This window comes from Tellurirhabdus rosea (assembly GCF_026278345.1).
GTDB classification, from domain to species: domain Bacteria; phylum Bacteroidota; class Bacteroidia; order Cytophagales; family Spirosomataceae; genus Tellurirhabdus; species Tellurirhabdus rosea.
In genome coordinates, this window is the sequence record NZ_CP111085.1 from 2,152,499 (window position 1) to 2,170,440 (window position 17,942).

A 17,942-nucleotide genomic window follows, 5' to 3' on the forward strand; every position below is an offset into this window, starting at 1 on the left:
AGGCTGGCTTTGTGAAGGTTATTTCTGTTTCGACTGACAGACGAAGTCCGTCGTCGGCACCAGACCTTTAATGGCTCCGAAGCCGCCCGCTACGTCGATGACGTTGTCAAAGCCGCGGGCTTTCAGAATAGAAGCCGCCACCATCGACCGGTAGCCCCCGGCGCAGTGGAGATAGACCGGCTTATCACGGGGAATTTCGGCCATGTGGTCGTTGAGGTAATCCAGCGGAACGTTTTCGGCGCAGGCGACATGCTCGGCCTCGTACTCCGCCGGGCGGCGGACATCGACGACCGTCAGAGCGGGGTCTTCGGCCAGGCGGCGGGCCAGTTCCTCCGCCGGGACGGATTCTACCGTATCCACTTCTTTCCCGGCCGCTTTCCAGCTTTCAAAACCGCCTTCCAGATAGCCGATGCAGTGGTCGTAGCCCACGCGGGCGAGCCGAAGCACCGTTTCTTCTTCTTTTCCAACGGGCGTTATCAGCGCTATCGGCTGCTTCAGATCCGGAATCAAAGCCCCCACCCAGGGCGCAAACTGCCCGTTCAGCCCGATGTTGATGGAATTGGGAACTAAGCCCCCGGCAAATTCCTGGGCCTCGCGGACGTCCAGCACGAGCGCTTCCACTTCGTTGACAGCCGCCTCAAACGCCTCGGGCGACAGCGCCTGCGTGCCCCGCTCCATAACGGTATCGATCGAGTCATAGCCCGACTTGTTCATCATCGCATTCTTGGCAAAATACGCCGGTGGCTGGCTAAGCCCGTCGAGGACTTTCTCGATGAACTCTTCCTTAGTTTTCGCCTGAAGGGCATAGTTGAAAAGTTTCTGGTTGCCCAGCGTATCGGTGGTTTCCTTGCTCATGTTTTTGCCGCAGGCCGAACCCGCACCGTGACCGGGATAGACAATCACGTCGTTGGCAAGCGGCATGATTTTGCGGTGCAGGCTGTCGTACAGCATCCCGGCCAGATCGTGCTCGGTCAGGTCGGCCTTGATGGCGAGGTCCGGACGGCCGACGTCGCCGATGAAAAGCGTGTCTCCCGTGAAGATGGCCCGGTCCCGTCCGGTTCCGTCGATGAGCAGGTACGTGGTCGATTCGAGCGTGTGGCCGGGCGTATGCAGCACCTTCAGGCGCACGTCGCCGATGGTGAATTCTTCGCCGTCGGCCGCGACGTGGGCTTCAAAATTGGTCCGGGCGTTGGGGCCGTAGACGATGGTAGCGCCGGTTTTCTGAGCCAGGTCGATATGTCCCGACACAAAGTCGGCGTGGAAGTGGGTTTCGAAGACGTACTTGATTTGGGCCCCATCCTGTTCGGCCTTGCGAACGTAGGGGCCGGTTTCGCGCAGCGGGTCGATCACCGCCGCTTCGCCACGGCTTTCGATATAGTAGGCTCCCTGCGCCAGGCAGCCGGTGTAGATTTGTTCGATTTTCATAATATTTCTTTAACCAGCATGTAAATCGCCACTATTCCCACAAACCAGCCAAACGCCTTTTTTAGTTTCGCAGGCGGGATAAACCGATTGATGGCCAGTCCAACAAAGATTCCGGCAATGGACAATCCGGTGAAGGGCAGCAGGAAATTCCAGGCCATTTCGGTATGATGCAGATCGCCCAGAAACCCAATCAGTGAGTTGACGGCAATAATCACCACCGAAGTAGCCACCGCCCGCTGCATGGGCATTCCGGCCAGCAGCACCAGCATCGGCACGATCAGGAAGCCGCCGCCCGCCCCGATGGTGCCCGTCAGCAGCCCCACGGCCAGCCCGTCGAGCGAGAGGGTTGCGTACCGAGGGCGTCCGTCGGCGGCTTCTCCCTGTTCGGGCTGCTGGTGCCGGATCATGGCCCGGGCGGCCAGCAGCATCACAATTGAAAAAAAGTACAGAATCGCTTTTTCCTTCGGCAGCGAATACGAGTCGTAACTGACGATCGGATCGGGCAGCGCCGGCACCAGAAACCGCCGTGCCAGGTAGACGGACACGAAGGAAGGCAGGGCAAACGCCGCCGTTACGCGCAGATCGACCCGCCGGTGCAGCAGGTGACTCACGGAGCCGACCATTGAGGTCACGCTTACGACAAAAAGAGAATAGGTGGTTGCCAGCAGCGGCGCAATCCCGAACAGATAAACGAAAATGGGCACCGTCATGATGGAGCCGCCGCCGCCCGCCAGCCCAATGACCATTCCCGCCAGCACGGCCGCTCCGTAGCCAAGCCATTCAGAAGCTGTCATGCCGACAAATTAAAGAAAACCTGCTGAAGCCACCAGCCTTTTACCGATTTGAACCGGCTTTAGGCCTGAACGGGCAGGTGTTGATACCAAAGAGCGTGTACAGCGGGCAGAAGCCGACCAGCGCCGTCAGCAACGGAACGAGGGCCAGGATGCCCAGCCAGTTCTGGTAATACATGCCAGCGGCCCCGATCAGCAGGGCCAGCATCAGCCGGAGAAGGCGGTCGGTCAGGCCGACGTTTTTGCGCAACAGGTTCATGGCGATAGTTTGGTTCTGAAACTGTTACAAAAGTATCGGTTCCCGGGGCGGCTGTCTGTGACCGGGGTCACACTGGCGAAGAGAAGAACGAGGCCGCCACTACAGGCCGGTAAGCTTGATTTTACCCCGCTGGAGTTCGATTCTGCCGTCGATTTCCAGCTTTTTCAGCAGGCGGGAAACCACCTCCCGGGCGGTGCCCAGTTCGTCGGCGAGTTGCTGGTGGGTCAGGTAAAGAATGGCCGAACCCGAATGGGCGGCGTGTTTCCGAAGGGCTTCGACCAGCCGTTCGTCCACCTTCCGAAAGGCGATCTCGTTGACCGTCTGCAACAGTTCGTCCATCCGTTTCTGGTAGAGCGACAGCACAAACGCATTCCACGTCGGGTTGTGCAGAACCCAGTTTCTGGCCAGTTCGCGGTTGATGAATACGACGTCTGTATTTTCCTCGGCCACGGCTTTTACGGTGCTGAGGGGTTCGCCGCTGAGCAGTGTGGCCACGCACGATTCGCCGGGGCGGAGGTAATACAGCAGCATTTCGCGGCCTTCGGAGTCTTCGGTCAGGATACGGATTGAGCCTTTCAGGACTACCGGAACAAACGGCATTGGGTCGCCGAGGCGCACGAGCGTTTCGCCTTCCGCAAAGGTGCGAAGCTGTCCGTGTTGTTTCAGCAGGGTACTGAGGTCTTGGGGCAGGGCGGTGGTCATGGGTAAAAAAATTTAGGGTTTACAGTCAGACGAGGCCGAACCATAAACCCTAAACATAAACTCCAGCGTTAAATTGCTTACTCCGGCTTGTTCAGGTTACTGTGTCTCCGGCTATAGAGGAAGTACACGATCAATCCCAGTCCACACCAGATCACGAACGAGATTTTCGTGTCGGTCCGCAGGTTGTACATCAGGTACAGGTTTGCGCAGATACCCAGCGTGGCGATTACCGGCAGGGCGGGCGTTTTGTACGGCCGTTCGAGGTTCGGCTCGCGGACGCGCAATAGCCACACGGCACCGCAGATCATGGCAAAAGCCAGCAGGGTCCCTGAGCTGCAAAGTTCGGAAACCTTGTCAATCGGCGTCAGCGCCGCGACAATCGCAACGATGATTCCTACCAGAATGGTGCTCTTATACGGCGTTTTGAACGTCGGGTGAATGGAGGCGAACAGGCCCTTCGGCAGCAGACCGTCTTTGGCCATGCCCAGGAAGATCCGCGTCTGGCCCAGCATCATCACGAGCATTACAGAGGTCAGACCGGCGATGGCCGCGATGGTGATGATGTACACGGCCCAGGTCAGCCCCTGGTCAGCAAATGCCTGTGCGACGGGAGCTTTGAGGTCAAGGTTGTCGAAGCGCACCATACCCGTCAGCACCAGCGAAACGAGGATGTACAGAACGGTACAGATGATGAGCGAAGCGATAATGGCGAATGGTACGTCCTTACGCGGGTTGATCGCCTCACCGGCCTGGGTCGAAACGGCGTCAAAACCGATGTAGGCAAAGAACACGATGGATGCTGCCGTCACGATGCCGTTGAAGCCGTAGTGCTGCTGGCCGCTGTTGTCGATCACCGGCTCGGGGATGAACGGCGTCCAGTTGGCCGTGTCTACGTAAAAAGCGCCCACGATGATGACAAAAATCACGGCGGCCACCTTCATAATCACGATCAGGTTGTTGGTGCTGGCGGCTTCCTTAATCCCTTTGACGAGGATGTAGGTAACGACGAGCACGATCAGGAAGGCCGGCAGGTTCATGGCAAAGGTGAACTCGGGAATGGCCTCCCCGGCCGCACGCAGCTTTTCGGCTTTTTCCTGGGCCGTTACCGGGTCATTCATCAGCCAGAGCGGCGGGTGAATGTTGAAGAGGTGCATCAGCTTTTCGAAATAGCCCGACCAGCTTACGGCAACCGTTGTGGCGCCCATCATGTATTCCAGAATAAGATTCCAGCCGATCAGCCAGGCGAACAACTCGCCTACTGTACCATAGGAATAGGCATATGCGGAGCCTTCTACCGGCAGAATGGAGGCAAACTCGGCGTAGCAGAGCGCAGCGAACGTACAGGCAACACCGGCCAGAACAAACGAGAGCGCCAGCGCCGGACCTGCCCAGTCGTGGGCGGCAATCCCCGTCAGTACAAAAATCCCGCCCCCGATAACGGCCCCAATGCCCAGTGAGGTCAGCCCCCAACGGCTCAGGACGCGTTTTAGTTCGCTTTTTTTCATATCCGCTTCATAAGCGGACAGAGGCTTTTTACGCCAGACACTGGTGTCTCTTACTTGGGTCTTTGTTTCCATGCAGGAAGTGTAATAAGGAGGTAAAGTGTACGTATAACGAAACAGCGTTTTGCGATTTTATGAGTAAGGTACGAAAAAAATGATTGATAGGTTGAATGATTGAATGACTGATTCAATGTGGCAAAGCCGGTCAATCATTCAATCACTCAACCTATCAATCATTCCTTATGCCTTCGCAGGCTTCGCGCCTTTCACGACTTCCGGCGTTACCGGCGTCTCATTGTCCTGGTCGCGGCTCAGGGCATCGACCACGATGGGCGTCGCGACGAACAGGGACGAGTACGTACCGACAATAACCCCGATCAGCATCGCGAACGAGAAGCCCCGGATGGTTTCGCCGCCGAAGATGAACAGCACGATCAGCACCAGCATCGTCGAGATACCCGTCACGGCCGTACGGCTCAGCGTCGAGTTCAGGGCGTTGTTGATGATGGTCGGGATGCTTTCCTTCTTGCCCTTGTTTTCGTTCAGATACTCCCGAACGCGGTCAAAGACAACGACGGTGTCGTTCATCGAATAACCCATGATCGTCAGCAGGGCACCCACAAATGCCTGGTCAATATCGAGCGAGAACGGCAGGAACCCGTTTCCGATGGAGAAGATAGCCAGAATCACGAGAACGTCGTGGAACAGGGCCACCACGGCACCGTAGCCGAAAGCGAGTTTCTTAAACCGGATCAGGATGTAGCCAAACACCACCGCAACCGCCAGCAGAATCGACCAGCCGGCCGAGTAGATCAGGTCGTTGGCAATCGTCGGACCTACTTTCTGCGAGCTTTCGATAGAGCCTTTGTTGCCCGTCACTTTGGCAAGACCGGAATTGATTTTTGATTCCGCCTGCTTGTCGGCCTCCGGAGAGGTTTCCTCGGCCAGATAGCTCGTCGTAACGCGCACCTGGTTCGATCCCCCGTAGGTTTTCACTTCCGGAGCCTGGCCCAGTTCCTGCGTCAGAGCTTCGCGCACGTCGTCGGTGCTGACGGTCTGTTCAAAACGAACCACATACGAGCGGCCACCTTTGAAGTCAACGCCCAGCCCGAAGCCTTTGATCAGGACAGAAACAATCCCGGCTCCGATGATGACGGACGAAATGGTATAGTACAGCTTGCGGCGCGAGACGAAATCGAAGGCCGAATCTTTGAAGAGGTTCTTCGACCAGGTCGAGCCGAACGCCAGCGTTTTGCCGTTTTTCACGTACGATTCGAGGATGATCCGCGTAATGAAAATGGCCGCAAACAGGGACGTCAGAATACCGATGACCAGCGTCGTGGCAAAGCCCAGGATCAGACCCGTACCGAAGATGAACAGGATCACACCCGTCAGCAACGTCGTTACGTTGGAGTCGATGATGGACGAATACGCGTTGCTGAAACCGTCCGAAATGGCCTGCTTGAACGGCTTGCCCAGCGCCAGCTCTTCCTTGATCCGTTCGAAAATCAGAACGTTGGCGTCAACGGCCATACCGATCGTCAGGACGATACCGGCAATACCCGGCATGGTGAGTACCGCACCCAGCGAGGCCATGACGCCCATCAGGAAGAACAGGTTCACAAACAGGGCCAAATCGGCAATGAAACCGGCCGTGCCGTAGTAGAGCACCACGAACACCAGTACGATCGCCAGACCGACCAGCGACGACATTACCCCGGCGTTGACCGCCTCAGAACCCAGCGTAGCACCAACAACCGCTTCTTCCACAATGTTGGTCGGGGCGGGCAGTTTACCGGCTTTCAGGACGTTGGACATGTCCTTCGTTTCTTCCACCGTAAAGTTACCCGTGATGCTCGAAGAGCCGTTCGGAATTTCGTTCTGCACGGTCGGAGCCGTGTACACGTAGTTGTCGAGAATGATCGCTACCGGACGACCAATATTGTTGGCCGTCAGCGTACGCCATTTGCGGGCACCTTCGGCGTTCATGCGCATCGTCACTTCCGGACGGCCGCGGTCGTCGTAGTCGCTGGACGCGTCCACGATCACGTCGCCTTCCAGCGGAGCCCTGGCACCCGGCTTGCGGATAAAGTACAGCGGCAGAATTTCCTTGCCGTCGGTTCCGGCCATCGGCTTGCGATCCCAGGTGATGGCGGCATCCGCCGGGAACATGGCTCTAACTTCCGGACGATTCAGGATTTCGTTGGCACGGCCCGTATCTTTCAGGAAAACGCCAAGCTGGTTCTGCGAAATGGGCACGAACAGCTGCGTCAAAGCGGCATTCTGGGCGGCCTGAGCCGTGGTATCGTTCTTGGCCGAATCGCCTTTGGCAATCTGGTTGCGCTGAGCCAGCTGGGCTTCGAGGCTGGAAGCTCCTTTTTTGGCGGTATCGGCAGCAGCCGTCGCCGGCGTCGCTTTGGCGGCCGCTTTACGGGTGGCTTCTTCCTGCACCAGGTACGCGCCCAGCTGGTCGAGGCCCGCCGCTACGTCGTTCAGCAGGTAAACTTCCGCAAATTCCAGTTTGGCCGCTCCGGACAGCAGGCGGCGCACCCGCTCGGGGTTGTCTACGCCCGGCAGTTCGATCAGGATGCGGTTGGTGCCCGGCAGACGCTGGATGTTCGGGTTGGCAACGCCGAATTTATCGACACGCGCCTGAATGATCTGGAAAGCCCGGCCGATGGCTCCTTCGACTTCCTGATTCAGCATCTGGCGCACTTCCGCGTCGGACGACTGGCGGCTGATGCGACCCCGGTTGGCGCTGTTGGCAAACACATCGGCCAGGCGCGAACCCGGCGCGGAGTCCTTGTAAGCGTCGATGAACAGGTCCACGTAGCTCGACTGGCTCGTCTTCGAGGCGGTGCTGGCTTTGCGGAGGGCATCGTTCAGCTTGGGGTCACGCGACCCACCGGCCAGACCCCGCACGATGTCGGCCGGAGCCACTTCGAGCACTACGTGCATCCCGCCCTGGAGGTCAAGACCCAGACCCAGTTCGCGCTCGGTCACTTCTTTCAGCGTGCTACCGAGGTAAACGGGCTCTTTCCAGAGCGAATCAATATACCGCTGCTGCCGGGTGAAGTCCACTTTCCCGTTGACGGAGGCGTAATTTTCGGCGTCCTGCTTGATGCTGCGGGACACGAACGTAAACGACAGGAAGTAAATGCAGATGGCTGCGATTACCCCGGTCAGGATTACTATTCCGGTTTTGTTTTGCATAAATGTACCACGGACGTTAGCCCGTGAAGATTTAAATAAAATAGAATGTAAAAAGCAGTGCCTGTAGGCAGAAACCTATCAGTACGAAATGGAAGTGATGAAAGGAGAATGCGGGCTTCAGCCGCGGCGGCGAGCCGCCCGTGATTCCGTTAGGGCGCGTTGGCGGCAATATGATGCCCGAAAACGTGTCGGAAGTACGAGAAATAGAAGTACGGAACCTCGAACGCCCGCGTGATTTTGGGCTGCTCGGGCACAAGAAGCTGCACGACCGGAGGAAGCAGGTACACGGCCTGCGCAAAGTCGAACGACGCGGCGGGCGTGACGACGGCCTCGAAGCTGGCGCCCTTGACAATCGTTTCCGGCATCTGGACCGGCTTGCCCGCTTTCTGTTCCTTGGCAACAACCGGTTTGGCAACCGCCCCGGCGCCCGTCAGTGCCGGACCGCCCGCCGCCAGCAGCAGGAGCAGACCCGTCAGAAACAGGCTCAGATAACGGATTATGTCGGACGGCCGTTGCTTCATGGATTTATTTTAGAGTTTGCGAATTTCGTACAAATTCTCCAGCAAAACAAGTCATTTCCCAAACAGGTTTCCGCGTCCGGGCTCTTTTGCCCAGCTTTAATGAGGTCTTAATGAAACAACTTCCCGTTAAGCCAAAAGACCTTCTATTTTGTTTACATACCAATTGACGTAACTTTCGCCGCAAATTTTTTGACATGACCTTACAGGAATTCATAAAACTCGCGCTGGCCGAGGACATCGGGGATGGCGACCATACCTCTCTGTCCACCATTCCGGCCGATGCCCGGCGCCGGGCCCGTCTGCTTGTCAAACAGGACGGCCTGCTGGCGGGCGTCGAAGTGGCGCAGGCCATCTTTCAGGAAGTGGACCCGACGTTTGAGGTGCACGTTTACAAACACGACGGCGACACCATTCACTACGGCGACATTGTGCTGACCGTCAGCGGCAACGCCCGGAACATCCTCACCGCCGAGCGCCTGGTGCTGAACTGCATGCAGCGCATGAGCGGCATCGCCACGCACACCCACGCGATGGTCGCCCTGCTGGAAGGCACGAAATGCAAACTGCTCGATACCCGCAAAACAACGCCGAACTTCCGCATCTGCGAGAAAATGGCGACCCGGATCGGCGGCGCGGTCAATCACCGGTTCGGGCTGTACGACATGATCCTGATCAAGGACAATCATATCGACTACGCCGGCGGCATCGAAGCGGCGGTTTCGCAGGCCGTACAATACCTGCAGGAGACGGGTCGTTCCCTGGAAATCGAGGTCGAGACGCGCAACCGGGCCGAAGTGGAGGAACTGCTGCGCATCGGACAGGGCCACGTCAGCCGGATTCTGCTCGACAACTTCCGCCCCACCGAGCTGGAGGAAATGGTCGAACTCATCGACGGGCGGCTGGTGACGGAAGCCTCGGGGGGCATCAACGAACATAACCTGCGCGAATACGCCGTCACGGGGGTGGATTACATTTCGTCCGGCGCGCTGACGCACCAGGTCAAGAGTCTGGATTTAAGTTTGAAAGCGTATTGATTTTTAACCACAGAGTTGCACGGAGTTTTGGCACCGCAGCGGCGGGCCGCAGAGGATCACAGAGTTTAATTAAAAATAAAAACTCCGTGCAACTCTGCGTCACAACTCCGCGCAACTCTGTGGTTGGTTTAAGATTTTTTGCCACCATTTTTTGTTACTAAAACATGGCAACAATTCCTATCAGTTTAGAAGACGAAGTGCGGCAGATCGGCTACGTCAGCCGCTCGACGCCGAAAGATAAACAAGTGTTGATGGACGAAATCCTGCGGATGAAAGAAGAGAAGAACGCCGTGATCCTCGCCCACTATTACGTCGATGGCGACATCCAGGACCTGGCCGACTACATCGGCGACAGCCTGGGCCTCTCGCAGCAGGCCGCCGCGACCGACGCCGACATGATCGTGTTCTGCGGCGTGCACTTCATGGGTGAAACGGCCAAGATCCTTTCGCCCGAAAAGAAAGTCGTCATCCCGGATACGAACGCGGGCTGCTCGCTGGCCGATTCGGCTCCGGCGGACCAGTTTGCGGCCTTCAAGGCGAAGTACCCGGACCACATGGTGCTGTCGTACATCAACTGCTCGGCGGAAATCAAGGCGCTGTCGGACATCATCGTGACCTCGTCCAACGCGCTAAAAATTGTGGAAAGCCTGCCTGCCGAGCAGAAGATCATCTTCGCCCCGGATGCGAACCTCGGCCGGTTCATCATCAACAAGACGGGCCGCGACATGGTGCTCTGGGACGGGGCCTGCATCGTGCACATCGACATTTCGCAGGAGAAACTGACGGCCCTGCGGCAGAAATACCCGGAAGCCAAATTCATTGCCCACCCCGAATGCCAGGAACATATCCTGAGCCAGGCGGACTATGTCGGCTCCACGACGGCCCTGCTGAAATACGTGGTCGATCAGCCGGACGAAGTATTCATCGTCGGGACGGAAGCCGGCATTCTCCACAAGATGCGGCAGGCCGTTCCGCATAAGAAGATCATTCCGGCCCCGGCCTCGGAGAACAACACCTGCGCCTGCTCGGAATGCCCGTACATGAAGATGAATACGCTCGAAAAGCTGTATAATTGCCTGTACTACGAGCTGCCGGAAATTCAGGTGCCCGAGGACGTGCGGCTGAAGGCTGAGGCCTCGGTGCTCCGGATGCTGGAGTTGAGTAAGTAATAAATCAGAAATGGGCATGGAATTGACCGTTCAGATTGGCTTTGAACAACTGGTGCGAGCCGTGAAGCAACTCTCCGCCGAAGAAAAGCGTACGCTGCAAAGCGTTTTGCAGGAAGAAACTGCTCTTGTTCGGCCATCAAAAGAGCGGCAGTTTGGCACCATGAAAGGTCTGGTGGTTTATATGGCCGATGATTTGACGCCCCACTGGATGACTTCAACGAGTACATGTAGCGCATGAATTATCTGTTGGACACCCACGTACTGCTCTGGCTATTAAACGATGAAACGCAGATTCCCGACGCGACTCTTCATGCCTTAAAGCAGCCGGAGAATGCGTTGTTTTTCAGCATTGTCAGTTTGTGGGAGATCGCCATCAAAAAAAGCCTGGGCAAACTTTCCCTGACCCATTCCGTACAGGATGTGGAAAGAGAGTTGCTCAGGCTTTCTATTGTTGCAATACCCATCCAGGGAAATCACATTTCGTATCTTGAAACCTTACCTTTTCACCACCGGAACCCGTTCGACAGAATGTTGATTGCGCAGGCTATGACTGAGAATCTGACCCTCGTAAGCAAAGATTCCGTTTTTCCGACGTATGCCGCGCCGGTTCAGTGGTTTTAAATGACTACCAGGTAGTATGCCCCATAATTACGATTTCCTCGTCATCGGCTCCGGCATCGCGGGCCTGACGTACGCCACCAAACTGGCGATTCATTTTGAACAGGAACAAAAGCCGGTCCGGATTGCGGTCATTACCAAAGTGGTGGCTGACGAGACGAATACGAAGTACGCCCAGGGCGGCATTGCGGCCGTCTGGTCGGAAGACGATTCCTTCGAAAAACACATCGAGGACACCATGATCGCCGGGGATTTCCTCAGCAACCGGAAAATCGTGGAAATCGTCGTCCGCGAGGCCCCCGACCGCATCCGGGAGCTCATCGACTACGGCACCCGCTTCGACCGGGAGGAAGACGGCGATTATGACCTGGCCCGCGAAGGCGGCCACTCCGACCACCGGATTCTGCACTTCAAAGACATTACCGGGGCCGAAATCGAGCGCGCACTGCTCGAAAAAGCGCAGTCGCTGAAGTCCATCGAAGTTTTTACCCATTATTACGCCGTTGACCTCATTACCCGGCACCACCTCGGCGAGACGGTTCACCGCTACGACCCCGACAACCAGTGCTTCGGTGCCTACGTCCTCGATACCCAGACGGGCCGGGTAGAGCGTTTTCTGGCCCGGACAACCCTGCTGGCAACGGGCGGCATCGGCAATATTTACCAGAGCACGACCAACCCGACCATTGCCACCGGCGACGGCATTGCGATGGCTTACCGCGCCAAAGCCATCTGCGGCGATATGGAGTTCATCCAGTTTCACCCCACGGCGCTGTACGAACCGGGGAAGAAACCCAACTTTCTGATCTCGGAGGCCGTCCGCGGCTTCGGCGGGATTCTGCGCAACAAACGGGGCGAGACGTTCATGGAACAGTACGACCCCCGGCTTTCGCTGGCTCCCCGCGACGTGGTGGCCCGGGCCATCGACTCCGAGATGAAAAAGTCCGGCGACCAGCACGTGTATCTGGACGTGACGCACTGCGACTACGAGCGCTTTGTCGAACATTTCCCGACCATTACGGCCTACTGCCACGATAACCTCGGCATCGATGTCCGGAAAGATTTTATTCCCGTGGTGCCAGCCCAGCATTACATGTGCGGAGGTGTGCGGGTCAACGAGTGGGGACAGACCAACATCCACTACCTTTACGCCGCCGGGGAATGTTCCTGCACGGGTCTGCACGGTGCCAACCGGCTGGCGTCCAACTCCCTGCTGGAAGCGGTCGTTTTCGGGCACCGGGCTTTTCTGAAAACCATCGAAGAACTGCCCGAAACGGTGGTGCCGAACGACATTCCGGAATGGAACGATGCCGGAACGACCCACCAGGAAGAACTGATTCTGGTCACCGAAATGCAGCGCGAACTGGAATCGATCATGTCCAACTACGTCGGAATCGTCCGGTCGAACCGCCGGATGAAGCGGGCGATGGACCGTCTGGAGCTGATTTATCTGGAACACGAGGAGTTGTACCGCCAGTCGAAAGTGTCGGTCCGCATCTGCGAACTGCGAAATATGATCGAAGTTGCCTACCTTATAATAAAAGGAGCCATGTCAAGACGGGAGAATCGTGGACTTCATTTTAATCTTGACAATATTAGGGGCCAGAAGTAAACCGCTGGCCTGATTCTCTTCGTCCTACCCACCAAACTCTGTACTTCCGTGAATAACCTGGTAACTGTAGTCGACAGTCGTCCCAAGGCGGCGGAACGACCGGAACGGATTATCCTATTTACATACTACCTGCCGGGTGCTTTTCTGCTTGCTTTCTGCCTCGCCTACCTCTACGAGGCCTACACGTTTGCCGTCGACTTTCCGTTCATGGACGACACGAGTCTGCTGCGGCTCATCTACGAAATCCGGAAAGCGGACGCTCCGGCTCAGGTGCTTCACTCTTTTTTTGTTTCCGACAACGACCACCGGATTGTCATTCCCCGCCTGGTCGCCTTTGTCGATTACCTGCTCAACGGGCGGCTGCATTTCAAAGCCTACATCGTTCTCGCCAACGGGAACGTGCTGCTGATTCTGCTGCTGCTTTACAAACGATTCAAGGCCCTTTCGCTGCCGCTCTTTTATTTCCTTCCGGTTCCGCTTCTGCTTTTACAATTCCAATATCACGAGGTCAATAACTGGGCGCTGACGGGGCTGCAGCATACTTCCCTCTGCCTGTTCGCTTTGCTGATCTCGGGCATTCTGTATTCAACGGAAAGCACGGCGGGCTTTGTCCTTGCGCTGCTGCTGGCCGTTGCGTCCACGTTTACGCATGGCAACGGCATTACCACTTTTGGCATTGGGCTGTATCTGCTTGCCTCCCGGCGGAAATTTCAGTGGTTCGGCTATTGGCTGCTGGCCCTGCTGCTCTGCCTGCTGGGCTATCTCTGGGGGTACAGCTTCAGTGGGGAGGCATCGAGTCCGCGCCGGGCGCTTTCGGTCTTCAGCCTTTTCTTCGGTCTGATCGGGGCCAATTTTACGATTGTCAGCGATTCGTCTTCGGTCGCTTCCATCGCCTGGGGCCTGCTCCTGTTTCTCGGTGTTACCCCGTTCATCCTGCTCAACTTTTACCGGAGTCTGGCCGGGGAGAAAAAACCGCTTTCGGCCACTTCCGTCATCTTTGCCGATTTCACGTTTCTGTTCCTGACGGTTTCCATGATTGCCTTTTTCCGGGCCCAGGAGACAGTCATTGTTCCCAACCGGTTCAAGCTGTATGCCGCCGTCTGCTCCGCGCTGGCCTACCTTCTGATTCTGCGGATAACGGCACGGTCGTACAGAAACTACGTGTACGCCGGGCTGCTGTGTCTATGCGTTTTTTTCAATGGGCTGTGCTTCCTTCATTACACGCGGGCCATTCTGCTGAAACGAAGCCAGTACGTGGCCGACACCTACAACTGGAAACACCATTTCCACATGGTCAGTATCCCGTTCCAGTTCAATGCGAATGCCCAGTACTACCTGCGTCCGGCCTATCAGGAAGGATACTGGCACCTGCCCGATTACCTACCGGGGGCCGACCAGAGTCTGAAAAGGGCCAAACTCCTTCCGGTAAGGCCCAAAACCTATACCATTCGGGAAGGCGAGCATGTTTACCGGATCATCGAAGCGCCGATCACCGAGTTTCGTCACCGCGCTTTAACCAACGAAGTCCTCTTTGCTCTGATTCACCAGAGTACCGGCAAAACGTACCTTACCGGTGGACTCCCGCAGCGGGCCGCCTACCGACGAATGCTGACGGAAGGCAGCGTTTATTCCGGCATTTATTCGGCGAAGTTTGCCACCAGCACCCTACCTCCTGGACGCTACCGGGTCGGGCTACTGTACGCCGAAACAGCCCGGTCGCGGCCGGAAGCGGTTCTTTTTGACGGGTTTATCAGCTGGTGATTTACCGGGTCAGCTTTGACTTCAGATAGCTCACGACCACATCCAGCCCTTTGCGGTAATGCTGGTTGTTCGGAATGACAATGTCCGCTTCGGCCTTGTAGGGCTTGATAAACTGCCGGTAGGTCGGCCGGACGTGGTTTTTCCACTGGTACAGAATGGTCGTCAGTTCGATGCCCCGCTCCGACTGGTCTCGGACGATGCGGCGTTCGAGCTTGGTTTTGTTTTTGGCCGCAATAAATACCTTTAGATCAAGTTGGCTCGCTACTTCCGGGAAGTGAAAAGAGAAGATGCCCTCGACGATGATGATGGGCGTCGGGCGGTAGGTCAGCACCGCCGGCACGACGTTCGGATTGTTGAACGTGTATTCCAGCGTTTCGACGATATGCCCCGCGTGCAGCTGCCGGATGTGCTCGGCAAAGCGCTCGTGGTCAATCGTTTCCGGCAAATCGAAGTTAGGAACGCCGTTATCGTCAACGGGAATACAGTCCAGGGAACGGTAATAATTATCCTGCGAGATCAAACACACTTCGTCTTCCGTGAACGCATTGAGCAGGTCTTTCAGAAACGAAGTCTTTCCGGATGCACTTCCGCCGGTGATGCCGACAATATACGGTTTGGTGGTCATGGCCACAAAGGTACAAAAACCGACGGCGTTTGGGAAAGTCCCGGAGAACAGCGGGCTTGTCGGCAGCCGCTTTTTAACGAAATTTTCATAAAAAAGGCGGCCCCGATTCCCGACAAGGTTTGTGGAGGCGTTGAAAGTAAAAGGTTGAAGGTTGAACGTGGCTCCGCCTCTCTACAAACTTCTGATTCAGGCGAAGCAACCTTCAACCTTCTACTTTCAACCTTCTTACTTCCTCCCCGTGCTGGTCTGCCCGGCCCGCTGCGCGGCTTCGGTCGGCCGGTTCTTCACGTATTTGTCAAACCAGGTGTTCATTTCCGCCAGCGTGTGCAGAATGGACTCCTTGGCCGCATAACCGTGGCTTTCGTAGGGCAGCATCACCAGTCGGGTGGTCCCGCCGTGGCCTTTCAGGGCGTTGTAGAAACGCTCGCTCTGGATCGGGAACGTCCCCTGGTTGTTGTCGGCTTCCCCGTGGACGAGCAGAATCGGCTCTTTCAGCTTGTCGGCATGGTTGAACGGCGACATGCGGCTGTACACCTCGGGAGCTTCCCAGAACGTGCGTTCTTCGGCCTGAAAGCCAAACGGCGTCAGCGTCCGGTTGTAGGCGCCGCTCCGGGCCACGCCTGCCGCAAACAGGTCGCTGTGAGCCAGCAGGTTGGCCGTCATGAACGCCCCGTACGAGTGCCCGCCGACCCCGACGCGCTTCGGGTCCGCCACGCCGCGCCGAACGGCTTCGTTCACGGCCGCTTCGGCACCGGCTACCAGTTGTTCGATGTACGTATCGTTGGGCTGGGCGGTTCCTTCGCCGATGATGGGCAGGTCCGGATCGTCCAGCACGGCATATCCCTGCGTCAGCCAGAACAAGGGACCGCCCCAGCTCAGCCGGATAAATTCGTAGGGCGAGTTTTTCACCTGACCCGCCGCGTCGGCGCTTTTGAACTCCCGCGGATACGCCCACATAATCATCGGCAGTGGTCCTTTGTCCTTCGACCAGCCTTCGGGTACGTACAGCTTGGCGGTCAGCTTGACACCGTCTTTCCGCGTGTACTGAATCAGTTCCTTTTTGACGGCCTTCAGCGCGGGGTACGGGTGCGGGAAATCGGTCAGCTGCACGTCGCTCTTTTTGGAAAGATTACGCACAAAATAGTTCGGCGGCGTGTCGATGGACTCCCGGCGCGTCAGAATCACGTTGTTCTTCTCATCCAGGATCTCGACCGGCACTTCGTAGTACGGCGCCTGCGAGCGGAAAATTTCTTTGGTCGCTTTGGTGTCCAGGTTCATTTTCCGGACAAACGGACGGTTGCCTTCGGCCGAAGCGCCCTCGCCCATCAGGTAAATGGCCTTGCCTTTGTCGGCCAGCATCAGCACGTTGCGGCCCCAGGCGTTGGTGTGCGTCACCGGGCTTCCGGGGTTGGCGTAGCCGTCTTCCGTGTTGCGGTCGAAAATCGTTTTGAGCGTACCCGGCTGCGACGGATTAAGCTGGTGCGTCCGGATTTTGCGGGTTTTCCACCAGCCGTCCGACACCATCGCGATCGAATTATCGCCCCAGATCATACCCCGGTACCGGAGCGACAAGGCCGCCAGTTCGGTCGGCTGGGCCGAGAACGGAGCGGCCAGCTGGAACACTTTGTCGCGGACGGCCGCTTCCTTGTTCGGGTCGCCGTTATCCTGCGCTTCGACGTAATAAACCGTCGCCGGGGCATCGGCCCGCCAGTTGACCGAGCGCATGCCCGTGGGCACGGCATCGAAGCCCGTCGGCAGATTTTCGGCCAGCGGCAGGTCGGCCAGCGTTTTCACGGGCTTTCCGTCGTTGGACAGCACTTCGATTGTTTTCGGGAAAAAGCTGTACGGTACGAGGTACGAATACGGCCGCTTGACGGTCGTGGTCAGAATATACGTTCCGTCGGGCGAGAGGTTAAAGTCTGTCAGTATCCGGGCCGACAGCACGGGCGTCTGCTGGCCGTTGACGCCCACTTTCACCAGCCGCCCGGCGATGTGGTAGTCAAACAGCGCCTCGTCGGTGGCGTTTTTCAGCAGGTCCTGATAGGTACGCGAGGGAGCCTTGCCGCCCCGGTTTTCCTGAACAGTCGGGCCTTTGGGAACGCTCGGCGCCTGCGGAGGCTGCTGGCGGCTCTGATCGATGAGCTTCACGATCAGGCTCTGGCCGTCGGGCGTCCAGTCGAAGGGCACGCCGGGAATGGCGTCGTTCACGCCTTCGAGCAGGCGGGTGGCCGCGCCGGTGGCAATGTCGGCCGTCCAGAGTTCAATGCTTGTCTGTTTGGGCACCGTAAAGGCGATGCGCTTCCCGTCCGGCGACCAGCTCAGGTCGGCAATCCGCACGTTTTCGGGCAGCCCGCTGACTGGCTTTTCGGCTTTTGTCGCGATGTTTTTGATCCGAATTCCGACGAAGGTCAGCGCCCGGCTCTGGCCGTTGTTAAGCGGATTGATGCGCAGGCCCCCGATCCGGAGTTCCGGGGCGGCCAGTTCGGCAATGGTTGGCATGTCTGACCGTTCCAGCAGCAGCATCCAGTCGTTTTTGGGCGAAATACTGACGGAAGGCGTCGGCGGGGCAGTGGCCAGGTCGGCAATCGCTTTGGGAGGCGTCAGGTAGGTCGGCGCATCCTGGGCGAGCGTCGTCAGCGGCAGCAGCGCCGCCAGCCAGAGCGCCCGGGCGGAAAGGGAGGACATAGGCTTGAGTTTGGATGAAAGAATA

General features: G+C 57.4%; 15 protein-coding genes. 6 read left to right on the forward strand and 9 right to left on the reverse strand.

The window, feature by feature from the left end; translation table 11 throughout:
- Positions 1–18 precede the first annotated feature (18 nt).
- The 7 genes from ORG26_RS08975 to ORG26_RS09005 form a co-directional block, all read right to left on the reverse strand.
- Positions 19–1,425 carry an MBL fold metallo-hydrolase gene (locus ORG26_RS08975; protein WP_266368567.1) on the reverse strand — a complete coding sequence of 469 codons (1,407 nt, stop codon included), beginning with the start codon at positions 1,423–1,425 and terminating at the stop codon, positions 19–21.
- Positions 1,422–2,219 carry a sulfite exporter TauE/SafE family protein gene (locus ORG26_RS08980; RefSeq protein WP_266368569.1) on the reverse strand — a complete coding sequence of 266 codons (798 nt, stop codon included), beginning with the start codon at positions 2,217–2,219 and terminating at the stop codon, positions 1,422–1,424. The genes ORG26_RS08975 and ORG26_RS08980 overlap by 4 nt, the downstream gene beginning before the upstream one ends.
- A 40-nt stretch (positions 2,220–2,259) precedes the next feature.
- Positions 2,260–2,475 (reverse strand): YgaP family membrane protein, encoded by a 216-nt coding sequence (locus ORG26_RS08985; protein WP_266368571.1) that lies wholly within the window; start codon positions 2,473–2,475, stop codon positions 2,260–2,262.
- A gap of 99 nt (positions 2,476–2,574) precedes the next feature.
- On the reverse strand, positions 2,575–3,177 hold the full coding sequence (locus tag ORG26_RS08990; protein WP_266368573.1) for a Crp/Fnr family transcriptional regulator: 603 nt from the start codon (positions 3,175–3,177) through the stop codon (positions 2,575–2,577).
- 77 nt (positions 3,178–3,254) lie between these two features.
- Positions 3,255–4,754 carry an APC family permease gene (locus ORG26_RS08995; RefSeq protein ID WP_266368574.1) on the reverse strand — a complete coding sequence of 500 codons (1,500 nt, stop codon included), beginning with the start codon at positions 4,752–4,754 and terminating at the stop codon, positions 3,255–3,257.
- A gap of 165 nt (positions 4,755–4,919) precedes the next feature.
- A complete protein-coding gene (gene secDF / locus ORG26_RS09000) occupies positions 4,920–7,892 on the reverse strand; it encodes a protein translocase subunit SecDF (RefSeq protein ID WP_266368575.1) in 2,973 nt (990 codons plus the stop codon).
- Positions 7,893–8,041: 149 nt separating this feature from the next.
- Entirely contained in the window at positions 8,042–8,413 is a 372-nt protein-coding gene (locus ORG26_RS09005) for a hypothetical protein (protein ID WP_266368577.1), read from the reverse strand.
- 194 nt (positions 8,414–8,607) lie between these two features.
- Between ORG26_RS09005 and nadC the strand changes: the two genes are divergently transcribed.
- The 6 genes from nadC (at position 8,608) to ORG26_RS09035 (ending at position 14,607) form a co-directional block, all read left to right on the forward strand.
- A complete protein-coding gene (gene nadC, locus ORG26_RS09010) occupies positions 8,608–9,447 on the forward strand; it encodes a carboxylating nicotinate-nucleotide diphosphorylase (RefSeq protein ID WP_266368578.1) in 840 nt (279 codons plus the stop codon).
- A gap of 164 nt (positions 9,448–9,611) precedes the next feature.
- Positions 9,612–10,616, forward strand: a complete 1,005-nt coding sequence (nadA, locus tag ORG26_RS09015) for a quinolinate synthase NadA (RefSeq protein WP_266368580.1) — start codon at positions 9,612–9,614, stop codon at positions 10,614–10,616.
- A gap of 16 nt (positions 10,617–10,632) precedes the next feature.
- Entirely contained in the window at positions 10,633–10,854 is a 222-nt protein-coding gene (locus tag ORG26_RS09020; RefSeq protein WP_266368581.1) for a hypothetical protein, read from the forward strand.
- Positions 10,851–11,237, forward strand: coding sequence for a type II toxin-antitoxin system VapC family toxin (locus ORG26_RS09025; protein ID WP_266368583.1), 387 nt, complete (start codon positions 10,851–10,853; stop codon positions 11,235–11,237). The genes ORG26_RS09020 and ORG26_RS09025 overlap by 4 nt, the downstream gene beginning before the upstream one ends.
- A gap of 16 nt (positions 11,238–11,253) precedes the next feature.
- Positions 11,254–12,846, forward strand: a complete 1,593-nt coding sequence (nadB, locus tag ORG26_RS09030; protein WP_266368585.1) for an L-aspartate oxidase — start codon at positions 11,254–11,256, stop codon at positions 12,844–12,846.
- Between the two features lie 48 nt (positions 12,847–12,894).
- Positions 12,895–14,607 carry a hypothetical protein gene (locus tag ORG26_RS09035; RefSeq protein WP_266368587.1) on the forward strand — a complete coding sequence of 571 codons (1,713 nt, stop codon included), beginning with the start codon at positions 12,895–12,897 and terminating at the stop codon, positions 14,605–14,607.
- A gap of 1 nt (position 14,608) precedes the next feature.
- On the opposite strand, the gene udk is transcribed toward ORG26_RS09035, so the two are convergent.
- A complete protein-coding gene (udk, locus tag ORG26_RS09040) occupies positions 14,609–15,232 on the reverse strand; it encodes a uridine kinase (RefSeq protein WP_266368588.1) in 624 nt (207 codons plus the stop codon).
- Between the two features lie 225 nt (positions 15,233–15,457).
- Positions 15,458–17,917 (reverse strand): S9 family peptidase, encoded by a 2,460-nt coding sequence (locus ORG26_RS09045; protein WP_266368589.1) that lies wholly within the window; start codon positions 17,915–17,917, stop codon positions 15,458–15,460.
- Between the last annotated feature and the right edge of the window lie 25 nt (positions 17,918–17,942).